The organism is Pseudomonas sp. 21615526, assembly GCF_013386245.1.
Taxonomy (GTDB): domain Bacteria; phylum Pseudomonadota; class Gammaproteobacteria; order Pseudomonadales; family Pseudomonadaceae; genus Aquipseudomonas.
Genome location: NZ_JACAOM010000069.1, coordinates 1 through 16,213, shown reverse-complemented (window position 1 = coordinate 16,213; position 16,213 = coordinate 1). Strand labels below are relative to the sequence as shown.

The following is a 16,213-nucleotide window of genomic DNA, read 5'->3' as shown; positions in this document are numbered from 1 at the left end:
ACTCATTCTTAAACCGCTACCAGTCGAACGCTGGCACCTTCGCCGACGCCCAGGGCTTCGGCGGTTTCCAGGTCCAGGGTCACTGGCTTGCCCGGCGCGTAGTCCAGCTCCAGCATCACCGCGCGGTAATCCTGCAACTGGCCGTTGCTCACCAGGTACTGGCGGCCGACACCCTTGACCATCTCACCGATCTTCACCGGCACCACACGGCTCTGGGCGATCGAGCGAATGCCCGAGACGCGCGCATGCAGGGTTGGGCCGCCGTCGAAGATGTCGATGTAATGGTCGGTCTCGAAGCCTTCGCGCATCAGGATGTCGAAGGTGATCTGCGCCCGCGGGTGCACCTGGCCCATGGCTTCCTGGGCTTCGTCGGGCAACAGCGGCACATAGATCGGATAGTGCGGCATCAGCTCGGCGAGGAAGGTCCGGCTCTTCAACCCGCACAGGCGCTCGGCAGCGGCGTAGTTGAGGTCGAAGAAGTTGCGGCCGATGGCGTCCCAGAACGGCGAATCACCGTTCTCGTCGCTGTAGCCCACAATCTCGGTGACCACCGAATCGGCGAAGCGCTCCGGGTGGCCGGCCACGAACAGCAGGCGGCCACGGGAGTTGAGCTCCGACCACGGCGAACCCACCAGCTCCGGCACCACGTAGAAGCTGGTCAGCAGGCTGTTGCCGGTGAGGTCATGGCACTGCGAGAGCACGTGGATCTTGTTGTGGATCTTCAGCTCGCGGGAAGCGTGCACGAAGGTCTCGTTACGGAAGCTGTAGAACGGTTCCGAGTAGCCGGCCGAGGCAACGATGGCCGAACAGCCCACCAGCTTGCCGGCGTCGGTGTCTTCCAGGACGAAGAAATAGCTTTCTTCACCGTTGAAGCTGACCTCGGCGGCGAAGGACGCTTCGCTCGCAGCGATCTTGTCGCTCAGGCGTTCGACATCATCCGGCAAGGAGGTGACACCAATCGGGCTGTCCGCAGCCAGACGCTGTACCTCGCCCAGATCAGCCATTTGCGCGGGGCGCATCACCAGCATGGTGTCACTCCTTAACTCGAAAAACTCACAGGAAAAAATGCCGGACACGATCTTGAAATCAGTGAGGTCAAGTGTGGGAGCGGGCTTGCTCGCGAAAGCGGTGTGTCATTCAACATTTCAGGTGACTGAGCCACTGCATTCGCGAGCAAGCCCGCTCCCACATTTGATCTTCACAGCTTCAACTAAAGAGTCCGGCATACAAAATTTGTGTTGGGCGCCCGACTCGCCGGGCACCCAACGGTCCATCAGGCTTGCGTCAGCTTTTTCACCGCACGTTCGAAGCGGTCCAGGCCTTCCTGAATATCGGCATCTTCCACCACCAGGCTCGGGGCGAAGCGCACCACATCCGGGCCGGCTTGCAGGATCATCAAGCCTTCGCGCTCGGCGGCGTTGAAGATGTCCTTGGCCTTGCCTTTCCAGGCATCGCTCAGCACGCAACCGAGCAGCAGGCCCAGGCCACGCACTTCGGTGAAGATGCCGTATTGCTGGCCAATCTTCTCCAGACGGGAAACGAACAGGTCGTGCTTGGCGTTAACGCCGGCCAGCACTTCTGGCGTATTGATCACGTCGATCACCGCTTCCGCCACCGCGCACGCCAGCGGGTTGCCGCCGTAGGTGGTGCCGTGGGTGCCGACCACCAGGTGCTTGGCCAGGTCTTCGCGAGTCAGCATGGCCGCGATCGGGAAACCGCCGCCCAGGCTCTTGGCGCTGGTGAGGATGTCCGGCACGACGCCGTAATGCTGGTAGGCGAACAGCTCGCCGCTGCGGCCCATGCCGGTTTGCACTTCGTCGAACACCAGCAGCGCGTTGTTCGCGTCGCACAGGTCGCGGGCACCTTGCAGGTACGACAGTTCTGCCGGCAGCACGCCGCCTTCGCCCTGGATCGGCTCCAGCACCACGGCGCAGGTCTTGTCCGAGACGGCGGCTTTCAGCGCCTCCAGATCGTTGTAAGGCACGTGGGTGATGCCGACAATCTTCGGACCGAAGCCGTCGGAGTACTTCGACTGGCCACCCACGTTCACGGTGAACAGGGTACGGCCGTGGAAGCTGTTCAGCGCGGCGATGATTTCGTATTTCTCGGTGCCGAAGCGGTCGAACGCGACACGACGGGCCAACTTGAAGGCGGCCTCGTTGGCTTCGGCGCCGGAGTTGCAGAAGAACACACGCTCGGCAAACGTGGCGTCGATCAGCTTATGGGCCAGGCGCAGGGCCGGCTCATTGGTGAAGACGTTGGACACGTGCCACAGCTTGTTGGCCTGTTCGGTCAGTGCACCGACCAGCGCCGGGTGGGCGTGGCCCAATACGTTGACCGCGATGCCGCCGGCAAAGTCGATCAGCTCTCGGCCCGCCTGGTCCCATACGCGCGAACCTGCGCCACGCACGGGGATGAAAGCGGCAGGTGCGTAGTTGGGAACCATGACCTGGTCGAAATCGGCACGTTGCACCGGGGCTTGCTCAACGGACATCGGAGTCTCCTGAAGAGGAACGCCTGCCTGAAACTGGCGGGCGATGCAGGGATTGTAAGGACAGTTTTCAGCGCGGCCTTGCCGCCAAGCGACAACTTCTTATAGCGCCAACCCGCGATTTTCGCGGGTTTACGCCAATGCGACAAATAGCATCGCAATGGCGCAGTTTAAACCGCCCGGGCCGGTTTTGGGCGGTCGGTGAGGCACAACTATCCAATGCCGTCGCCGATGGCCGTTTTGGTCTGCTGTTGATCTCATCCGCGCACAGGAACAGCGCCATGTCTGGAGATGCCGGCCGAGCATTGATGCCTAGCCGCGCTCGGACGGCACCGACGACAATTCGAACGGGCTGCTGCTGCGGCGCTGATTGCGGTCTTCACGAGGGGTGGCGCCGAAGAAGTTGCGGTAGGCGCTGGAGAAGTGCGGCCCCGAGGAGAAGCCGCAGGACAGGCCGATCTGGATGATCGACTTGCTGGTTTGCATGAGCATCTGGCGGGCCTTGTTCAGGCGCAGTTCCAGGTAGTACTGGCTGGGGACGCGATTGAGGTATTGCTTGAAGATCCGCTCGAGCTGTCGTCGGGATACGCACACGTGCTGGGCGATTTCGTCGGTGGTCAGCGGTTCTTCAATGTTGGCTTCCATCAGCAACACGGCCTGGGTCAGCTTTGGATGGCTGGAGCCCAGGCGGTTTTGCAGCGGGATGCGCTGGCGCTCGCCGCCTTCGCGGATGCGCTCTACGACCAGTTCTTCCGAGACGGCACCGGCCAGTTCGGCGCCGTGGTCACGGGCCAGCACCGCCAGCAGCAGGTCGAGTACCGACATGCCACCGCAGGCGGTCAGGCGGTCACGGTCCCAGTCGAACAGATGGCTGGTGGCGATGACCTTGGGGAAACGCTCGGCGAAATCGTCCTGCCAGCGCCAGTGCACAGCGGCGCGATAGCCGTCGAGCAGACCGAGTTGGGCCAACGGATACACACCGGCCGACAGGCCGCCGATCACACACCCGGCACGCACCAGTTGCTTGAGGGCGGTGCTGAGCTGGGAGGCGATGACGGTCGGTGGCTCATCGGCCAGCAGGAACAGCTTTTGGAAACCTTCCAGCTTGCCAGCCCAGGGCTCACCCGGCAGTTGCCAGGCGCCGTCGATTGGCGGTTCGGCCTGCAAAAACGAGAGTTCGTACACCACGTCCGGATGCACCCGCTGAGCAACGCGCAAGGCCTCCTCAGCCAGCGCAAGCGTCAGTGCTTTAGTGCTGGGCCAAATCAGGAAACCAATTCGATGGGCAGTCATGGAGTGCTATCCGAAGCGAGTAACAGTAATGAAGACAAAGGCCAATGCTAGCCGGTAAACCAACACAAATCTCTAAAGCTGGTGAAGATCCAAATGTGGGAGCGGGCTTGCTCGCGAATGCGGTGGATCAGTCACCGGATGTATCAACTGATACACCGCTTTCGCGAGCAAGCCCGCTCCCACAGGGGATTGGGGCAACCTCAGGATTGTGAAGCTTGCACTAATTCAGTGCATAAAAGCAGTTCTGTTTACTTCAAGCTGCCGGAAAGAAACTGCTGCAAACGCTCGGACTGTGGGTTGACCAGCACTTCGCGCGGGTTGCCACGCTCTTCGACGATGCCTTTGTGCAGGAACACCAGTTGGTTGGAGACTTCACGGGCAAAGCCCATTTCGTGGGTCACCACCACCATGGTCCGGCCTTCCTGGGCCAGGTCCTGCATCACCTTGAGCACTTCGCCCACCAGCTCCGGGTCAAGGGCCGAGGTGGGTTCGTCGAACAGCATCACCTCAGGCTCCATCGCCAGGGCACGGGCAATCGCCACGCGTTGCTGTTCACCGCCGGACATGTGGCCAGGGAACGCATCCTTGCGATGGCCCACGCCGACTTTGGCCAGGTAGTGCTCGGCCTTTTCCCGGGCGTCTTTTTTCGACATGCCCAGAACGTGCACCGGTGCTTCCATGACGTTTTCCAGCGCGGTCATATGGGACCACAGGTTGAAATGCTGGAACACCATCGACAGTCGCGAACGCATGCGTTGCAGCTGTTTCGGGTCTGCAGCCTTCATGGCGCCGTCTTTGTTGGCCACCAGTTTCAGCTCTTCGTTATTGAGCAGAATCTTGCCGGCGTGGGGCTGCTCCAGCAGGTTGATGCAGCGCAAAAAGGTACTTTTGCCCGAGCCACTGGACCCGATGATGCTGATCACATCACCGGCCGCGGCGGCCAGGGACACACCTTTGAGCACTTCATGACTGCCATAGCGTTTATGCAGGTCTTGGACTTCAAGTTTGTACATGCGGTCGGTTCTCACAAAAACAGTTGGTCAGTCGTTGAGCAAGCGCCCGTGCCGCAGCGCTTCGCGCCCCGCCACCTTGGCCAGCCAGAAACCCGCTTGGGCATAACGTAGCCGTTCAACGGCAAACAGCACCCCAGGCGTGCCCGCGCAAACAATGCTCACGCGGTCGGACAAGGGATCGATCACTTCAAATATCGGGTCGCCGGCTTCGACTACGTCACCGGCTTTACGCAGGTAGCTGATCACGCCGGCGTGGGGCGCGAACAACAACTCGGTGCCTTCGAAAGGCAGGCCTTCACAGGGTTCGTGCTGCGGCGCGGGCCATTCACCACGGATCAGGCCTTGCTCGGCGAGGAACGCCAGGATGCCTTCGGCGTGAAGAATCGCTTCGTCACGGCCAGTATCGGCCTGGCCACCCAGCTCCAGAGTCGTCGCCAGGCACGCCAGGGGAATCTGCGCCTCGGGGAACGCCCGGGCCAGGCGCAGCCACGGTAGCGAGCAGGCTTCGTCAAACGAACTGCCGCCGGAATCTTCCGCCAGCAGGCCGACCTTCACATTCAGGTGCGCCGACAGCGAACGCCACTGCGGCCAGTGTTGCGGCAGCGCGTACATGTGCAACGCGGCTTCGGCGTCGCAATGCAGGTCGAGGACCACGTCGGCGGTGCAGGCATGGCTCAGCAACACCCGCTGCATGCCTTGCAACTGGCTGCTCGGCGCCGGCAACGCATTGAGCGCATCGCTCATGGCCTGGCGGATCAAGCGCACATTGGCGTGAGGATCATCCCCCAGCTTGCCGTTGAGCAACTCGGTAACCGGCTCGCTCAACTCAACGAAGTCGCGGTTGAAGTTCTTGCCGCTGCCGATCTCGAAACGGCCCTGGTGACTGCCTTGCAGCAGTTGCCCCAAGCCCATCGGATTGGCGACGGGAACCAGCTCGATCACGCCGTTGAGGGCGCCTTGCTGTTCCAGTTCCGTCAGGCGCTTTTTCAGCTCCCAGGCGGCGCGCATGCCGGGCAACTCATCCGCGTGCAGGCTGGCCTGGATATAAGCCTTGCGCTCGCCGCTACCGAAACGAAACACCGTCAGCTGGCGTTCGCAGCCCAGGTGACCCCAGGGCAACAGGTGATCGATACGTTCCATATCAATGCTTCCGTGGAGCCAGGTAGCTCAGCCAGCGGCCTTCGGCCAACTTGAACAGGCGCACCAGGATGAAGGTCAGGCACAGGTAGAACGCACCCGCCGTGATATAGGCTTCGAACGGCAAGTAGTACTGGGCGTTCACCGTGCGTGCGGCACCGGTGATGTCGATCAGGGTGACGATGGACGCAAGACTGGTGGTCTGGAGCATCATGATCACTTCGTTGCTGTATTGCGGCAGCGCCCGGCGCAGGGCCGATGGCAGCAGGATCCGGCGGTACAGCTTGTAGCGCGACATGCCCATGGCCTTGGCTGCCTCGATCTCGCCGTGGGGCGTGGCCTTGAGGCTGCCGGCGATGATCTCGGCGGTGTAGGCGCTGGTGTTCACGGCAAACGCCAGGCACGCGCAGAAGGTCGCGCTGGACAGCAGTGGCCACATGAAGCTTTCGCGCACCGCTTCGAACTGGGCCAGGCCGTAGTAGATCAAGAACAGCTGCACCAGCATCGGCGTGCCGCGAATCACATAGGTGTAGAGCCAGGCAACACCGTTGACGATCGGCTGCTTGGACACGCGCATCAGGCCCAGGGGCAAGGCCGCGAGCAAACCGAAGAACAGCGAAATGGCCAGCAGTTTCAGGGTGGTCAGCAAGCCGCCGAGGTACAGCGGCATGGCCTCCCAGATGACGTTGTAGTCGAAGATCATAGATCAGCCGCCTTTACGCCTACCGAGTAGCGCTTCTCAAGATGACGCAGGGCCAGCAACGACACGCTGGTGATCACCAGGTACATCGCCGCCACTGCGAGGAAGAAGGTAAAAGGTTCGCGGGTGGCGTCTGCCGCCTGCTTGGCCTTGAACATCATGTCTTGCAGGCCCACCACCGAAATCAATGCGGTGGCCTTGGTCAGTACCAGCCAGTTGTTGGTAAACCCGGGGATCGCCAGCCGAATCATCTGCGGCACCATCACCCGGAAAAACACCTGGAACGGGCTCATGCCATAAGCCAGGCCGGCTTCGGCCTGGCCCTTGGGAATGGCCATGAAGGCGCCACGGAAGGTTTCCGAAAGGTAGGCGCCAAAGATGAAACCCAGGGTGCCGATACCGGCGGCCAAGGGGTTCAAGTCAATGTAGTCGTTGTAGCCGAGCAACGGCGCAACGCGGTTAAGCAGGTCCTGACCGCCGTAGAAAATCAGCAGGATCAGCACCAGGTCGGGGATCCCGCGGATCACCGTGGAGTACAGGTCGCCCAGCCAGGCCAACCAGCGCACCGGCGAGAGGCGCAACGCGACCCCGATCAGACCCAGAACAATGGCCAAGGCCATGGACGACAAGGCGAGCTGAAGCGTCAACCATGCGCCATCGAGGATGACAGCCCCGTAGCCTTTCAACATGATTCAGGTCCTCGAAAAGGGGGATGAAAAAATGGCGCAAACTTCAGAGATCCTGGTGCTTGCGCCATTCTGGACAGACAGCTGCGACGGTTTACTTGGCTTCTGGGCCGTAAATGTCGAAGTTGAAGTACTTGTCCTGGATTGCCTTGTATTTGCCGTTGGCACGGATCGCAGCGATTGCAGCGTTGATGCGGTCCAGGTTTTCCTTGTCGCCTTTACGTACCGCGATGCCGATACCGTCGCCGAAGTACTTGGCGTCGGTGAAGGCCGGGCCGGTGAACGCGTAGCCTTTACCGGCTGGCGTGTCGAGGAAGCCTTCCTGCAACAGGGTGGCGTCGGCCACGGTGCCATCAAGGCGACCGGCTTCTACGTCCAGGTAGATTTCGTTCTGCGAGCTGTAAGGAACAATGGTGGCGCCTTTGGGAGCCAGCACTTCCTTGGCGAAACGGTCGTGGATCGAACCGCGCTGCACGCCGATTTTCTTGCCTTTCAATTCATCCAGGCTGTCGCTGACGGCAGTGCCTTCCTTCAATACCAGGCGAGCTGGGGTCAGGTAGTAGCGGTTGGTGAAGTCCACGGACTTCTTGCGATCGTCGGTGATGGACATCGAGGACAGGATGGCGTCGATCTTGCGCACTTTCAGCGCCGGGATCAGGCCGTCGAATTCCTGCTCGACCCAGGTGCACTTGACCTGCATCTGCTCACACAGGGCGTTGCCGATGTCGTAGTCAAAACCGACGATGCTGCCGTCCGGTGCCTTGGAGGCAAACGGAGGGTAAGCCGCTTCAATACCAATCTTCAGTGGCTTGCCTTCGGCGAAAGCCTGCATGGACAGCACGGACAGCGCCAGGGCGCCCAACAGCACGAGTTTCTTCATCTTGGGACTCCATCGGTATAGGGCAAAACAGCAGTATGAGCCAGGGCCCACGATGCGAATGAGTGAAACCGAATAGCGGTGCTGCGTCCTGCGCCAGTTCAGCATCGGCGACGACGAGCGAGTGATCGGCATTCTAACGACAGGCCGGAAGCCGATATTTCCTCAATGCGACAACAATTTACAGAAGCACCGAGAAAGCGGTTCCAGCACATTGACAGCCTCTTGATTTTATGCAGAGGCAAAAGATATTAAACCTGTTAACGCTGCAAGTTGCGGGCCTATTATTCGCAAACCCTTCTAGCACGGCAAGTGTAGCGTTGGATCTAATTTTTCAGGGCGTCTAAGACGCGGGTTTTCGGGGCAAAGGCGTAGCACTTTGCCTCATGTTTTGGCATGAGGTTACACATTTGCCGGGCTCGGTAACATTCAGAAACTTCCTACAACACAATCCGATATTTATTGGCCTTGTGTAAGTCGCGCCACTGAATGACCAATCTTGGAATGCAATCAAAATGTGGGAGCGGGCTTGCTCGCGAAGGCGGTGTGTCAGCCAGCACACCACTAACTGATACACCGCCTTCGCGAGCAAGCCCGCTCCCACAGGGGTTATAGGTCGCCTGTCCGATCGCACAAAAAAGCCCCACCCGGCCTACGCCGAATGGGGCTTCGTCCCACAAACCCGCCTTACGCGACGTTCATGGTCTTGTGCGTTTCGATCAGATGCGCCACCACACTCGGATCCGCCAGGGTGGAGATATCGCCCAACCCGTCGTATTCAGCGGTGGCAATCTTGCGCAGGATCCGGCGCATGATTTTCCCCGAACGGGTTTTCGGCAAGCCCGGTGCCCACTGGATCACATCCGGTGAAGCAATCGGCCCGATCTCTTTACGCACCCAGTTTTTCAACTCCAGGCGCAACGCTTCATTCGGCTCTTCGCCGTTTTTCAGCGTGACATACACATAGATGCCCTGGCCCTTGATGTCATGAGGCACCCCCACCACCGCCGCTTCCGCAACTTTCGGGTGCGCAACCATGGCGCTCTCAATTTCGGCGGTGCCCATGCGGTGGCCGGACACGTTCAGCACGTCATCCACCCGCCCGGTGATCCAGTAGTAGCCATCCTCGTCACGGCGCGCACCATCACCGGTGAAGTACATGCCACGGAAGGTCTTGAAGTAGGTGTCCACAAACCGGTCATGGTCGCCATACAGCGTACGTGCCTGGCCCGGCCACGAATCCAGGATCACCAGGTTACCCTCGGCCACGCCTTCAATCAGGTTGCCGAGGTTATCCACCAGCGCCGGTACCACCCCAAAGAATGGACGTGCCGCCGAACCCGGCTTGAGCGCATGGGCGCCCGGCAGCGGGCTCATCATGTTGCCGCCGGTCTCGGTCTGCCACCAGGTATCGACGATCGGGCAACGGGATTGGCCGACGTTCTTGTAGTACCAGTCCCACGCTTCCGGGTTAATCGGCTCACCCACCGAACCCAGCAGGCGCAAGCTGCTGCCATCGGCGCCTTCGCAGGCGGCGGTGCCGGAAGCCATCATGGCGCGGATCGCGGTCGGTGCGGTGTAGAGGATGTTCACTTTGTGCTTGTCGACGATCTTCGCCACCCGGGTGATGTCCGGATAGTTCGGCACGCCTTCGAACATCAGCGTGGTCGCGCCGTTGGCCAGTGGGCCATAGACGATATAGGTGTGGCCGGTGACCCAGCCGACGTCGGCGGTGCACCAGTAGATTTCGCCCGGGCGGTAGTCAAACACGCGCTCGTGGGTCAGGGCTGCGTACAACAGGTAGCCGCCGGTGGTGTGCTGCACGCCCTTCGGCTTGCCGGTGGAGCCGGAGGTGTAAAGGATGAACAGCGCTTCTTCGGCGCCCATCTCTTTCGGCGCACACACGGTGCCCGCCACTTTCATCAGGTCTTCGTACCAGATGTCGCGATGCTGGTTCCACTTGATGTTGCCACCGGTGCGCTTGCACACGATGACTTTCTGGATGCTGCTGGTTTCCGGGTTGGTCAGGGCGTCGTCGACGTTGGCCTTCAGGGAAATTTTCTTGCCGGCACGAATGCCTTCGTCGGCGGTGATCACCACCTTGGATTTGCAGTCGATGATCCGACCGGCCAGGGCCTCTGGCGAGAACCCGCCAAACACCACCGAGTGAATCGCACCGATCCGGGCACAGGCCAGCATGGCGACCGCAGCTTCGGGAATCATCGGCATATAGATAGTCACCACGTCGCCGCGGTGCACATCCTGGCCGCGCAGGGCGTTGGCGAACTTGCAGACTTCTTCATGCAGCTCGCGGTAGGTGATGGTGCGGCTTTCGGCAGGGTCGTCGCCCTCCCAGATGATTGCTGGCTGGTCGCCACGCTCGGCGAGGTGGCGGTCCAGGCAGTTGTAGGAAACGTTGAGGGTGCCGTCGGCAAACCATTTGATGTCGACATGGTGATCGTCGAAGGAGGTCTGCTTCACCGTGGTGAAAGGCTTGATCCAGTCAAGGCGCTTGGCTTGCTCGCGCCAGAAACCGTCGGGGTTGACCACCGACTGCTGGTACATGGCCTTGTAGGTCGCCTCATCGGTCAGCGTATTGGCTGCTACTTCGGGGCGAACGGGGTACAGAGAAGCCGCACTCATCTTTCTTACCTCGGTGACATAGTTGTTGTTGTATGGCCCTGTTGTAGCCGGGCCGGACCTATAGAACCATTCGACGATGGTAGTAACAAGCCCCTACAAATTGCCCACCTATCCCCCGACAGCGCTCTGGCCCGCGGCCCGTGGCGCTTTGCAGGTTTCTGAAAAAACCTTCATTTCGCGATTGTTACAAAAACCACCAATAGTGTTTATCAAAAGCACGGGTATATGAATATAACTCGGACGCCTAAAATCAACCTCGCCATCAAGGCACTGTGATTAACAACGTAACAGCCCCCACGAAGGCAACGTTAATCCGAACTTCCCAATCAAGTTACACACGTGGCCTCACAAGGGCCCCGTGACCCCTTTCGACCGCCAAAAGGTAAATAGTCAAATGAAAGCGTTATTAGTTATGGCCCTTAGCAGCTTGTGCGCCACCGCCGCCCTGGCCGACGAAGCCCCGACTGACGTAGCCAGCCAGAGCACCCCGATTGTTGAGGATTACACTTACAGCACCCATCTGGACGTCGCCAAAGTAGTGTCCATGAGTGAAGTCCCGGATGTATGCAAAGTTGTACCGGTAAAAATGGAATATGAAGACTCACAAGGTCAGCGTCATATTCTTCAATATCAGGTCATGGGTAACGGTTGCTCTAACGGATAATAACTTCGTTAGTTTGAACTGAACCTGATCTTATTCGCCGCAAGAAATCGTTCTTGCGGCAAAGAGCCAGCTTATCCCCTACCGCTTGAATCGAATGCTACGATTGTGGCGCCGCCACCTCACCTGCAAGGCAGGATGCATTCATGCGAGCCAGTTTCGAAAAAATCCCCACCGAGGCGAACACCTCCTGGACCCTGCTGAACAGGCGTCTACCGGAGGCGATTCCGTTTGAATGGCATCACCATCCCGAATACGAACTGACCCTCACCCTCAACAGCCGCGGGCACCGCTATATCAGCAACGATGTGGCGCTGTACGATGACGGCGACCTGGTGCTGGTGGGCCCGAACGTGCCCCATAGCTGGTCTTCCGCCGAGCTGATCGACCCCGCCAAACCGCACATTGCCCTGGTCATCTGGTTTTCCGAGGCCTGGGCGGACTCGCTGGTGCAACTGTTTCCGGAGATGGGGTCGACGCGTGCGCTATTGGCTGCTGCGCGACAGGCGTTGAGTTTCAGTGATGCTACGTCCCGGGCGCTGCGCCCGGTGATCGAAGCCATGGTCGAGCAAGACGCTTCCCAGCGACTGATCTCGTTGCTTACCGTGCTCAACACATTGTCCCGGGATATCGCCGCGCAGCGCATCGCGACGGAAAACGCCGCCCCTCACATCGTTGAAGACGCGCGCATCCGCCGCGTCCTGGACTACCTGCACGGCCACTATGCGCAACCTGTCGGCATTCCCGAGCTGGCGCAAATGGCCTGTGTCAGCGTTTCAGCCTTCCATCGCATGTTCCGCAAACATACACGCTGCACGGCGCTGGACTACATCGTCCGGCTACGCATCGGACATGCCTGCGCTTTATTGATGCAGGGCAACCTGGCGGTCAGCGCGATTTCCGAACAGGTCGGCTATGCCTCCCAGGCGTTGTTCAATCGGCAGTTCAAGGCGCACAAGGGCATGACGCCGTCACAGTTTCGGCTTCAACACGGGCATCACTTTCAATAAGCCGATTCTTCTATACGCCTTACAACAAACGCCACAATCGTACTGCTCAACGCGCCAAATCAGGCTGCCGCCCAGGCGGGCCGGGGTGATTCCATACCGGTATGCACACAACAACAAGACAGGTCACCCCATGAGCAACTACCACGCCTTCGAATGCGCCGAGCTGCCGGACGACTACAAGCGCAGCATCGTCGCGATGAAAAAGGCCCTGCGCGCGCAGATCGGCGATGTGCCTACGCTGTTCGCCGAGGTCAGCGAGTTCATCAGTACTGAAATCGCCTCGATCAAGGCACAGCAGTCCGCCTGGCCCGAGCTTGACTTTGAAACCATCGCCAACGGCCAGGTCACCGAAGCACAACGGGCAATCATCAAGCGCAGGGGCTGCCTGGTGATCCGCAACCACTTCCCCAGGGAACAGGTGCTCGCGTGGGACAAGAGCCTGCTGGACTACCTCGACCACAACCATTTCGACGAGGTGTATCGCGGCCCGGCCGACAATTTCTTCGGTAACCTCGAAGCCTCGCGCCCGGAGATATTCCCGATCTATTGGTCCGACGCCCAGATGCAACTGCGCCAACACGAGCGCATGGGCGCCGCGCAGTCGTTCCTGAATCGCCTGTGGACCTACGATTCCCAAGGCCGGCAATGGTTCGACCCAGACATCAATGCGCTATACCCCGACCGCGTCCGCCGCCGCCCACCGGGCACCAGCTCCAAAGGGCTTGGCCCGCACACCGACTCGGGCGCCCTGGAACGCTGGCTGCACCCCGCCTACCTCAAGGTGTTCGACAAGATCTACCGCAACGACTTCAAGTCCTACGACCCCTGGGACGCCGCCCATCGCACCGAAGTCGATGAATACGCCTACAAGGACACGGTGAAATGCTCGGCCTTCCGCACCTTCCAGGGCTGGACCGCACTGTGCGACATGCAGGCCGACCAGGGCGTGCTGCATACCTTGCCGATCCCCAAGGCCATGGCCTACATGCTGCTGCGCCCGCTGCTGGACGATGTCCCCGAAGATGAGCTGTGCGGCGTTGCGCCGGGCAAGGTGCTGCCAGTTTCAGAGAAATGGCACCCGCTGCTGGTCCAGGGCATGACCCCGATTCCGGACGTGCAGGCCGGCGATTCGGTGTGGTGGCACTGCGACGTGATCCACAGCGTCGCCCCCGTCGAAAATCAACAGGGCTGGGGCAACGTGATGTACGTGCCCGCCGCGCCCATGTGCCCGAAAAACCTGCGGTACGCCAAGGATGTGCTCAGGGCGTTCGAGCAAGGGGCCTCACCGGATGATTTCGCCCGGGAGGACTACGAGAAAGAGTGGAAAGACCGCTTCATGACGCCGCAACTGAACACCCTCGGCCGCAAAGGGCTGGGGCTGGAATAAGCACCGCTCCCCAAAACAACAAAAAGGGTTATCCCACATGAAAATCCCCCATCGCCTTGCCGTTGCCATCTCCCTCGCCAGCCTTTGCACGTTCGCCGCTCACGCAGCCGACAGCAAAGGCACTGTTGAAGTCGTCCACTACTGGACCTCGGGCGGGGAAGCCAAGTCTGTACAGGTGCTGCAACAACTGATCGAGAAAGACGGCTTCATCTGGCAAAACAGTGCCGTGGCCGGCGGCGGTGGCGCTGCTGCCATGACCGTCCTCAAGAGCCGCGCCGTCTCCGGCAACCCGCCCTCTGCCGCGCAGATCAAAGCTCCGGACATTCAGGAGTGGGGCAAGCTGGGCCTGCTGACCAGCGTCGACAACGTCGCCAAGGCCAATCACTGGGACAGCCTGCTGCCCGAAAGCATTGCGCAACTGATGAAGTTCGACGACCACTACGTCGCCGTACCGCTCAACATCCACCGCATCAACTGGTTATGGATCAACCCCGAGGTGCTCAAGAAAGCCGGCGTGTCCAAAGCCCCGGCCACCCTGGAAGAACTCTACGCCGCCGGCGACAAACTCAAGGCCGCCGGCTTCATCGCCATCGCCCACGGCGGCCAACCCTGGCAGGACACCACCGTATTTGAAGGCCTGGTGCTCAGCATCCTGGGCGCCGATGGCTTCCAGAAAGCCTTTATCGACAACGACGAAGCCACCTTCACCGGCCCCAAAATGACCGAAGTCTTCGTCGCGCTGCGCAAGCTGAAGACCTACATGGACCCCAACGGCGCAGGCCAGGACTGGAACATGGAAACCGCCAAAGTCATCAATGGCCAGGCCGGCATGCAAATCATGGGGGACTGGGCCAAGAGTGAGTGGACCGCGGCGGGTAAAAAAGCCGGGGCCGATTATGAATGCGTGCCCTTCCCCGGCTCACAAGGCATTTATAGCTACACCATCGACTCACTGGCCATGTTCAAACCGTCCAGTAAAAATGATACGCCGGGCAACAACGCGGCTCGCGACGACCTGGCCAAGATCGCCCTGGAGCCGCAATTCCAGAGCGTGTTCAACCAGAACAAAGGCTCCATCCCGGTGATCAAGGGCCTGGACATGAGCCAGTTCGACAGCTGTGCCCAAGCTTCCGCCAAGGACTTCGCCGAAGCCGAGAACGCCGGCACGCTGGAGCCGAGCATGGCTTTCAACATGTCCACGTCCCAGGCGGTGCAAGGGGCGGTGTTTGATGTGGTCAGCAACTTCATGAGCAATAAAGACGCGGACCCCGCCAAGGCTGGCAAGCAGATGTTTGCCAGCATCAAAGCCGCAGCCCAGTAACCCCCCGCGACCCGTTCTTGCGCCAAACGGCGCAAGAATTTCCAGACCGAATCTGCCCCAGTTCGGCGCGCTGAAACAAACGCCTACCGCCCGTCAAAAAAATCCAAGCCAGGCAAAGCCTTGTAAACCCGGACCTTGGCTGCAAACACCACCATTTTGGCCGCTCACCGAGACCATCCGCCGCAACACAAAGTCGAATTTTTCCCTATAATGCGCGGGTAAATCGGGCCTGCAATATCCCTTTACATGGGGACGAAGAGCCAGACCTGAGGCCCCCGCTGGAGCCAGTAAGCATTGCTCCGCCCCTCAAGCCTCAAGCAGAACACCCGTAACCCTGATTCCGTTTAATGCGTGCGCTAGCTGCAACAAACGATTCCTTAAGATCCACCGCGGCCTTTGGGCCGTGTGAACACCCCACCATCCGGTTTCACACGGGCACCTTAGAGCCCTCACGCAGGAGACGACACGTCATGCTGAGCTGGGACGAGTTCGACAAAGAAGAAGACGGCGAAGTAGTTGCCAAAGGCGCCAACGCCGGCCACGCCACCGAAGCCAACATGGACCGCCTCGACGGTGCCGGCGCTGCTGCCGCCATCGAAGCCCGCGCCGTCACCGCCAATGACTCCGCCGCCATCGTGCGCGCCAAGGCCGCCCTCGACAAACTCGACGTCGCCGAAGGCCTAGCCGAACTCGAAGGCTCCGCCGCCCGCGTCGCCGTTGACGAAAAGCGCATGATCAACTGCCGCGCCGACCTCAACCAACTCGTACCTTTCAAGTACGACTGGGCCTGGCAGAAGTACCTCGACGGCTGCGCCAACCACTGGATGCCGCAAGAGGTCAACATGACCGCCGACATCGCCCTGTGGAAAAACCCGGAAGGCCTGACCGACGACGAGCGTCGCATCGTGATGCGCAACCTCGGCTTCTTCTCCACTGCGGATTCGTTGGTCGCGAACAACCTGGTACTGGCCGTCTACCGCCTGATCACCAACCC

14 protein-coding genes are annotated in these 16,213 nt (G+C 60.3%); 5 read left to right on the top strand and 9 right to left on the bottom strand.

The features are described from left to right. Positions 1-8: 8 nt before the first annotated feature. The 9 genes from aruF to acs all read right to left on the bottom strand — a co-directional run bounded on the left by aruF (position 9) and on the right by acs (position 10,840). Entirely contained in the window at positions 9-1,028 is a 1,020-nt protein-coding gene (gene aruF, locus HX786_RS19570) for an arginine/ornithine succinyltransferase subunit alpha (protein ID WP_003214328.1), read from the bottom strand. 245 nt (positions 1,029-1,273) lie between these two features. After that, positions 1,274-2,494 carry an aspartate aminotransferase family protein gene (locus HX786_RS19565; protein WP_003214332.1) on the bottom strand — a complete coding sequence of 407 codons (1,221 nt, stop codon included), beginning with the start codon at positions 2,492-2,494 and terminating at the stop codon, positions 1,274-1,276. 309 nt (positions 2,495-2,803) lie between these two features. After that, entirely contained in the window at positions 2,804-3,784 is a 981-nt protein-coding gene (locus HX786_RS19560; protein ID WP_003214334.1) for a GlxA family transcriptional regulator, read from the bottom strand. 248 nt (positions 3,785-4,032) lie between these two features. Continuing rightward, entirely contained in the window at positions 4,033-4,797 is a 765-nt protein-coding gene (locus HX786_RS19555) for an ABC transporter ATP-binding protein (RefSeq protein ID WP_003214336.1), read from the bottom strand. A gap of 27 nt (positions 4,798-4,824) precedes the next feature. Then, positions 4,825-5,937 carry a succinylglutamate desuccinylase/aspartoacylase family protein gene (locus tag HX786_RS19550; protein WP_178912489.1) on the bottom strand — a complete coding sequence of 371 codons (1,113 nt, stop codon included), beginning with the start codon at positions 5,935-5,937 and terminating at the stop codon, positions 4,825-4,827. 1 nt (position 5,938) lies between these two features. Then, positions 5,939-6,637 carry an ABC transporter permease gene (locus HX786_RS19545; RefSeq protein ID WP_008435252.1) on the bottom strand — a complete coding sequence of 233 codons (699 nt, stop codon included), beginning with the start codon at positions 6,635-6,637 and terminating at the stop codon, positions 5,939-5,941. Next, entirely contained in the window at positions 6,634-7,323 is a 690-nt protein-coding gene (locus HX786_RS19540; protein WP_003214341.1) for an ABC transporter permease, read from the bottom strand. The genes HX786_RS19545 and HX786_RS19540 overlap by 4 nt, the downstream gene beginning before the upstream one ends. 91 nt (positions 7,324-7,414) lie before the next feature. After that, positions 7,415-8,200 carry an ABC transporter substrate-binding protein gene (locus tag HX786_RS19535; protein WP_003214343.1) on the bottom strand — a complete coding sequence of 262 codons (786 nt, stop codon included), beginning with the start codon at positions 8,198-8,200 and terminating at the stop codon, positions 7,415-7,417. A 684-nt stretch (positions 8,201-8,884) separates the two neighbouring features. Beyond that, positions 8,885-10,840, bottom strand: coding sequence for an acetate--CoA ligase (acs, locus tag HX786_RS19530; RefSeq protein WP_003214346.1), 1,956 nt, complete (start codon positions 10,838-10,840; stop codon positions 8,885-8,887). Positions 10,841-11,234: 394 nt separating this feature from the next. Here acs and HX786_RS19525 point away from each other — a divergent pair, with 394 nt between their 5' ends. The 5 genes from HX786_RS19525 to HX786_RS19505 form a co-directional block, all read left to right on the top strand. Continuing rightward, the gene (locus tag HX786_RS19525; protein WP_008435250.1) at positions 11,235-11,504 is read left to right on the top strand and encodes a DUF2790 domain-containing protein; all 270 of its coding nucleotides are present in this window, start codon (positions 11,235-11,237) and stop codon (positions 11,502-11,504) included. 143 nt (positions 11,505-11,647) lie between these two features. Continuing rightward, complete coding sequence (locus HX786_RS19520) at positions 11,648-12,511, top strand: AraC family transcriptional regulator (RefSeq protein ID WP_003214350.1); 864 nt, start codon at positions 11,648-11,650, stop codon at positions 12,509-12,511. Between the two features lie 130 nt (positions 12,512-12,641). Continuing rightward, complete coding sequence (locus tag HX786_RS19515; protein ID WP_177027676.1) at positions 12,642-13,898, top strand: DUF1479 domain-containing protein; 1,257 nt, start codon at positions 12,642-12,644, stop codon at positions 13,896-13,898. A gap of 37 nt (positions 13,899-13,935) precedes the next feature. Further along, the gene (locus HX786_RS19510) at positions 13,936-15,219 is read left to right on the top strand and encodes an ABC transporter substrate-binding protein (RefSeq protein WP_003214355.1); all 1,284 of its coding nucleotides are present in this window, start codon (positions 13,936-13,938) and stop codon (positions 15,217-15,219) included. A 470-nt stretch (positions 15,220-15,689) separates the two neighbouring features. Then, positions 15,690-16,213, top strand: a 524-nt coding sequence (locus tag HX786_RS19505) for a ribonucleotide-diphosphate reductase subunit beta (protein WP_178912488.1), incomplete at its 3' end; no start/stop codon positions are given.

What these genes read in the sequence shown, in the direction of transcription:
- HX786_RS19535 (WP_003214343.1), bottom strand. Translation starts at nt 8,200, where the DNA reads ATGAAGAAACTCGTGCTGTTGGGCGCCCTGGCGCTGTCCGTGCTGTCC.
- HX786_RS19545 (WP_008435252.1), bottom strand. Translation starts at nt 6,637, where the DNA reads ATGATCTTCGACTACAACGTCATCTGGGAGGCCATGCCGCTGTACCTC.
- acs (WP_003214346.1), bottom strand. Translation starts at nt 10,840, where the DNA reads ATGAGTGCGGCTTCTCTGTACCCCGTTCGCCCCGAAGTAGCAGCCAAT.
- HX786_RS19565 (WP_003214332.1), bottom strand. Translation starts at nt 2,494, where the DNA reads ATGTCCGTTGAGCAAGCCCCGGTGCAACGTGCCGATTTCGACCAGGTC.
- aruF (WP_003214328.1), bottom strand. Translation starts at nt 1,028, where the DNA reads ATGCTGGTGATGCGCCCCGCGCAAATGGCTGATCTGGGCGAGGTACAG.
- HX786_RS19520 (WP_003214350.1), top strand. Translation starts at nt 11,648, where the DNA reads ATGCGAGCCAGTTTCGAAAAAATCCCCACCGAGGCGAACACCTCCTGG.
- HX786_RS19550 (WP_178912489.1), bottom strand. Translation starts at nt 5,937, where the DNA reads ATGGAACGTATCGATCACCTGTTGCCCTGGGGTCACCTGGGCTGCGAA.
- HX786_RS19555 (WP_003214336.1), bottom strand. Translation starts at nt 4,797, where the DNA reads ATGTACAAACTTGAAGTCCAAGACCTGCATAAACGCTATGGCAGTCAT.
- HX786_RS19560 (WP_003214334.1), bottom strand. Translation starts at nt 3,784, where the DNA reads ATGACTGCCCATCGAATTGGTTTCCTGATTTGGCCCAGCACTAAAGCA.
- HX786_RS19540 (WP_003214341.1), bottom strand. Translation starts at nt 7,323, where the DNA reads ATGTTGAAAGGCTACGGGGCTGTCATCCTCGATGGCGCATGGTTGACG.
- HX786_RS19515 (WP_177027676.1), top strand. Translation starts at nt 12,642, where the DNA reads ATGAGCAACTACCACGCCTTCGAATGCGCCGAGCTGCCGGACGACTAC.
- HX786_RS19510 (WP_003214355.1), top strand. Translation starts at nt 13,936, where the DNA reads ATGAAAATCCCCCATCGCCTTGCCGTTGCCATCTCCCTCGCCAGCCTT.
- HX786_RS19525 (WP_008435250.1), top strand. Translation starts at nt 11,235, where the DNA reads ATGAAAGCGTTATTAGTTATGGCCCTTAGCAGCTTGTGCGCCACCGCC.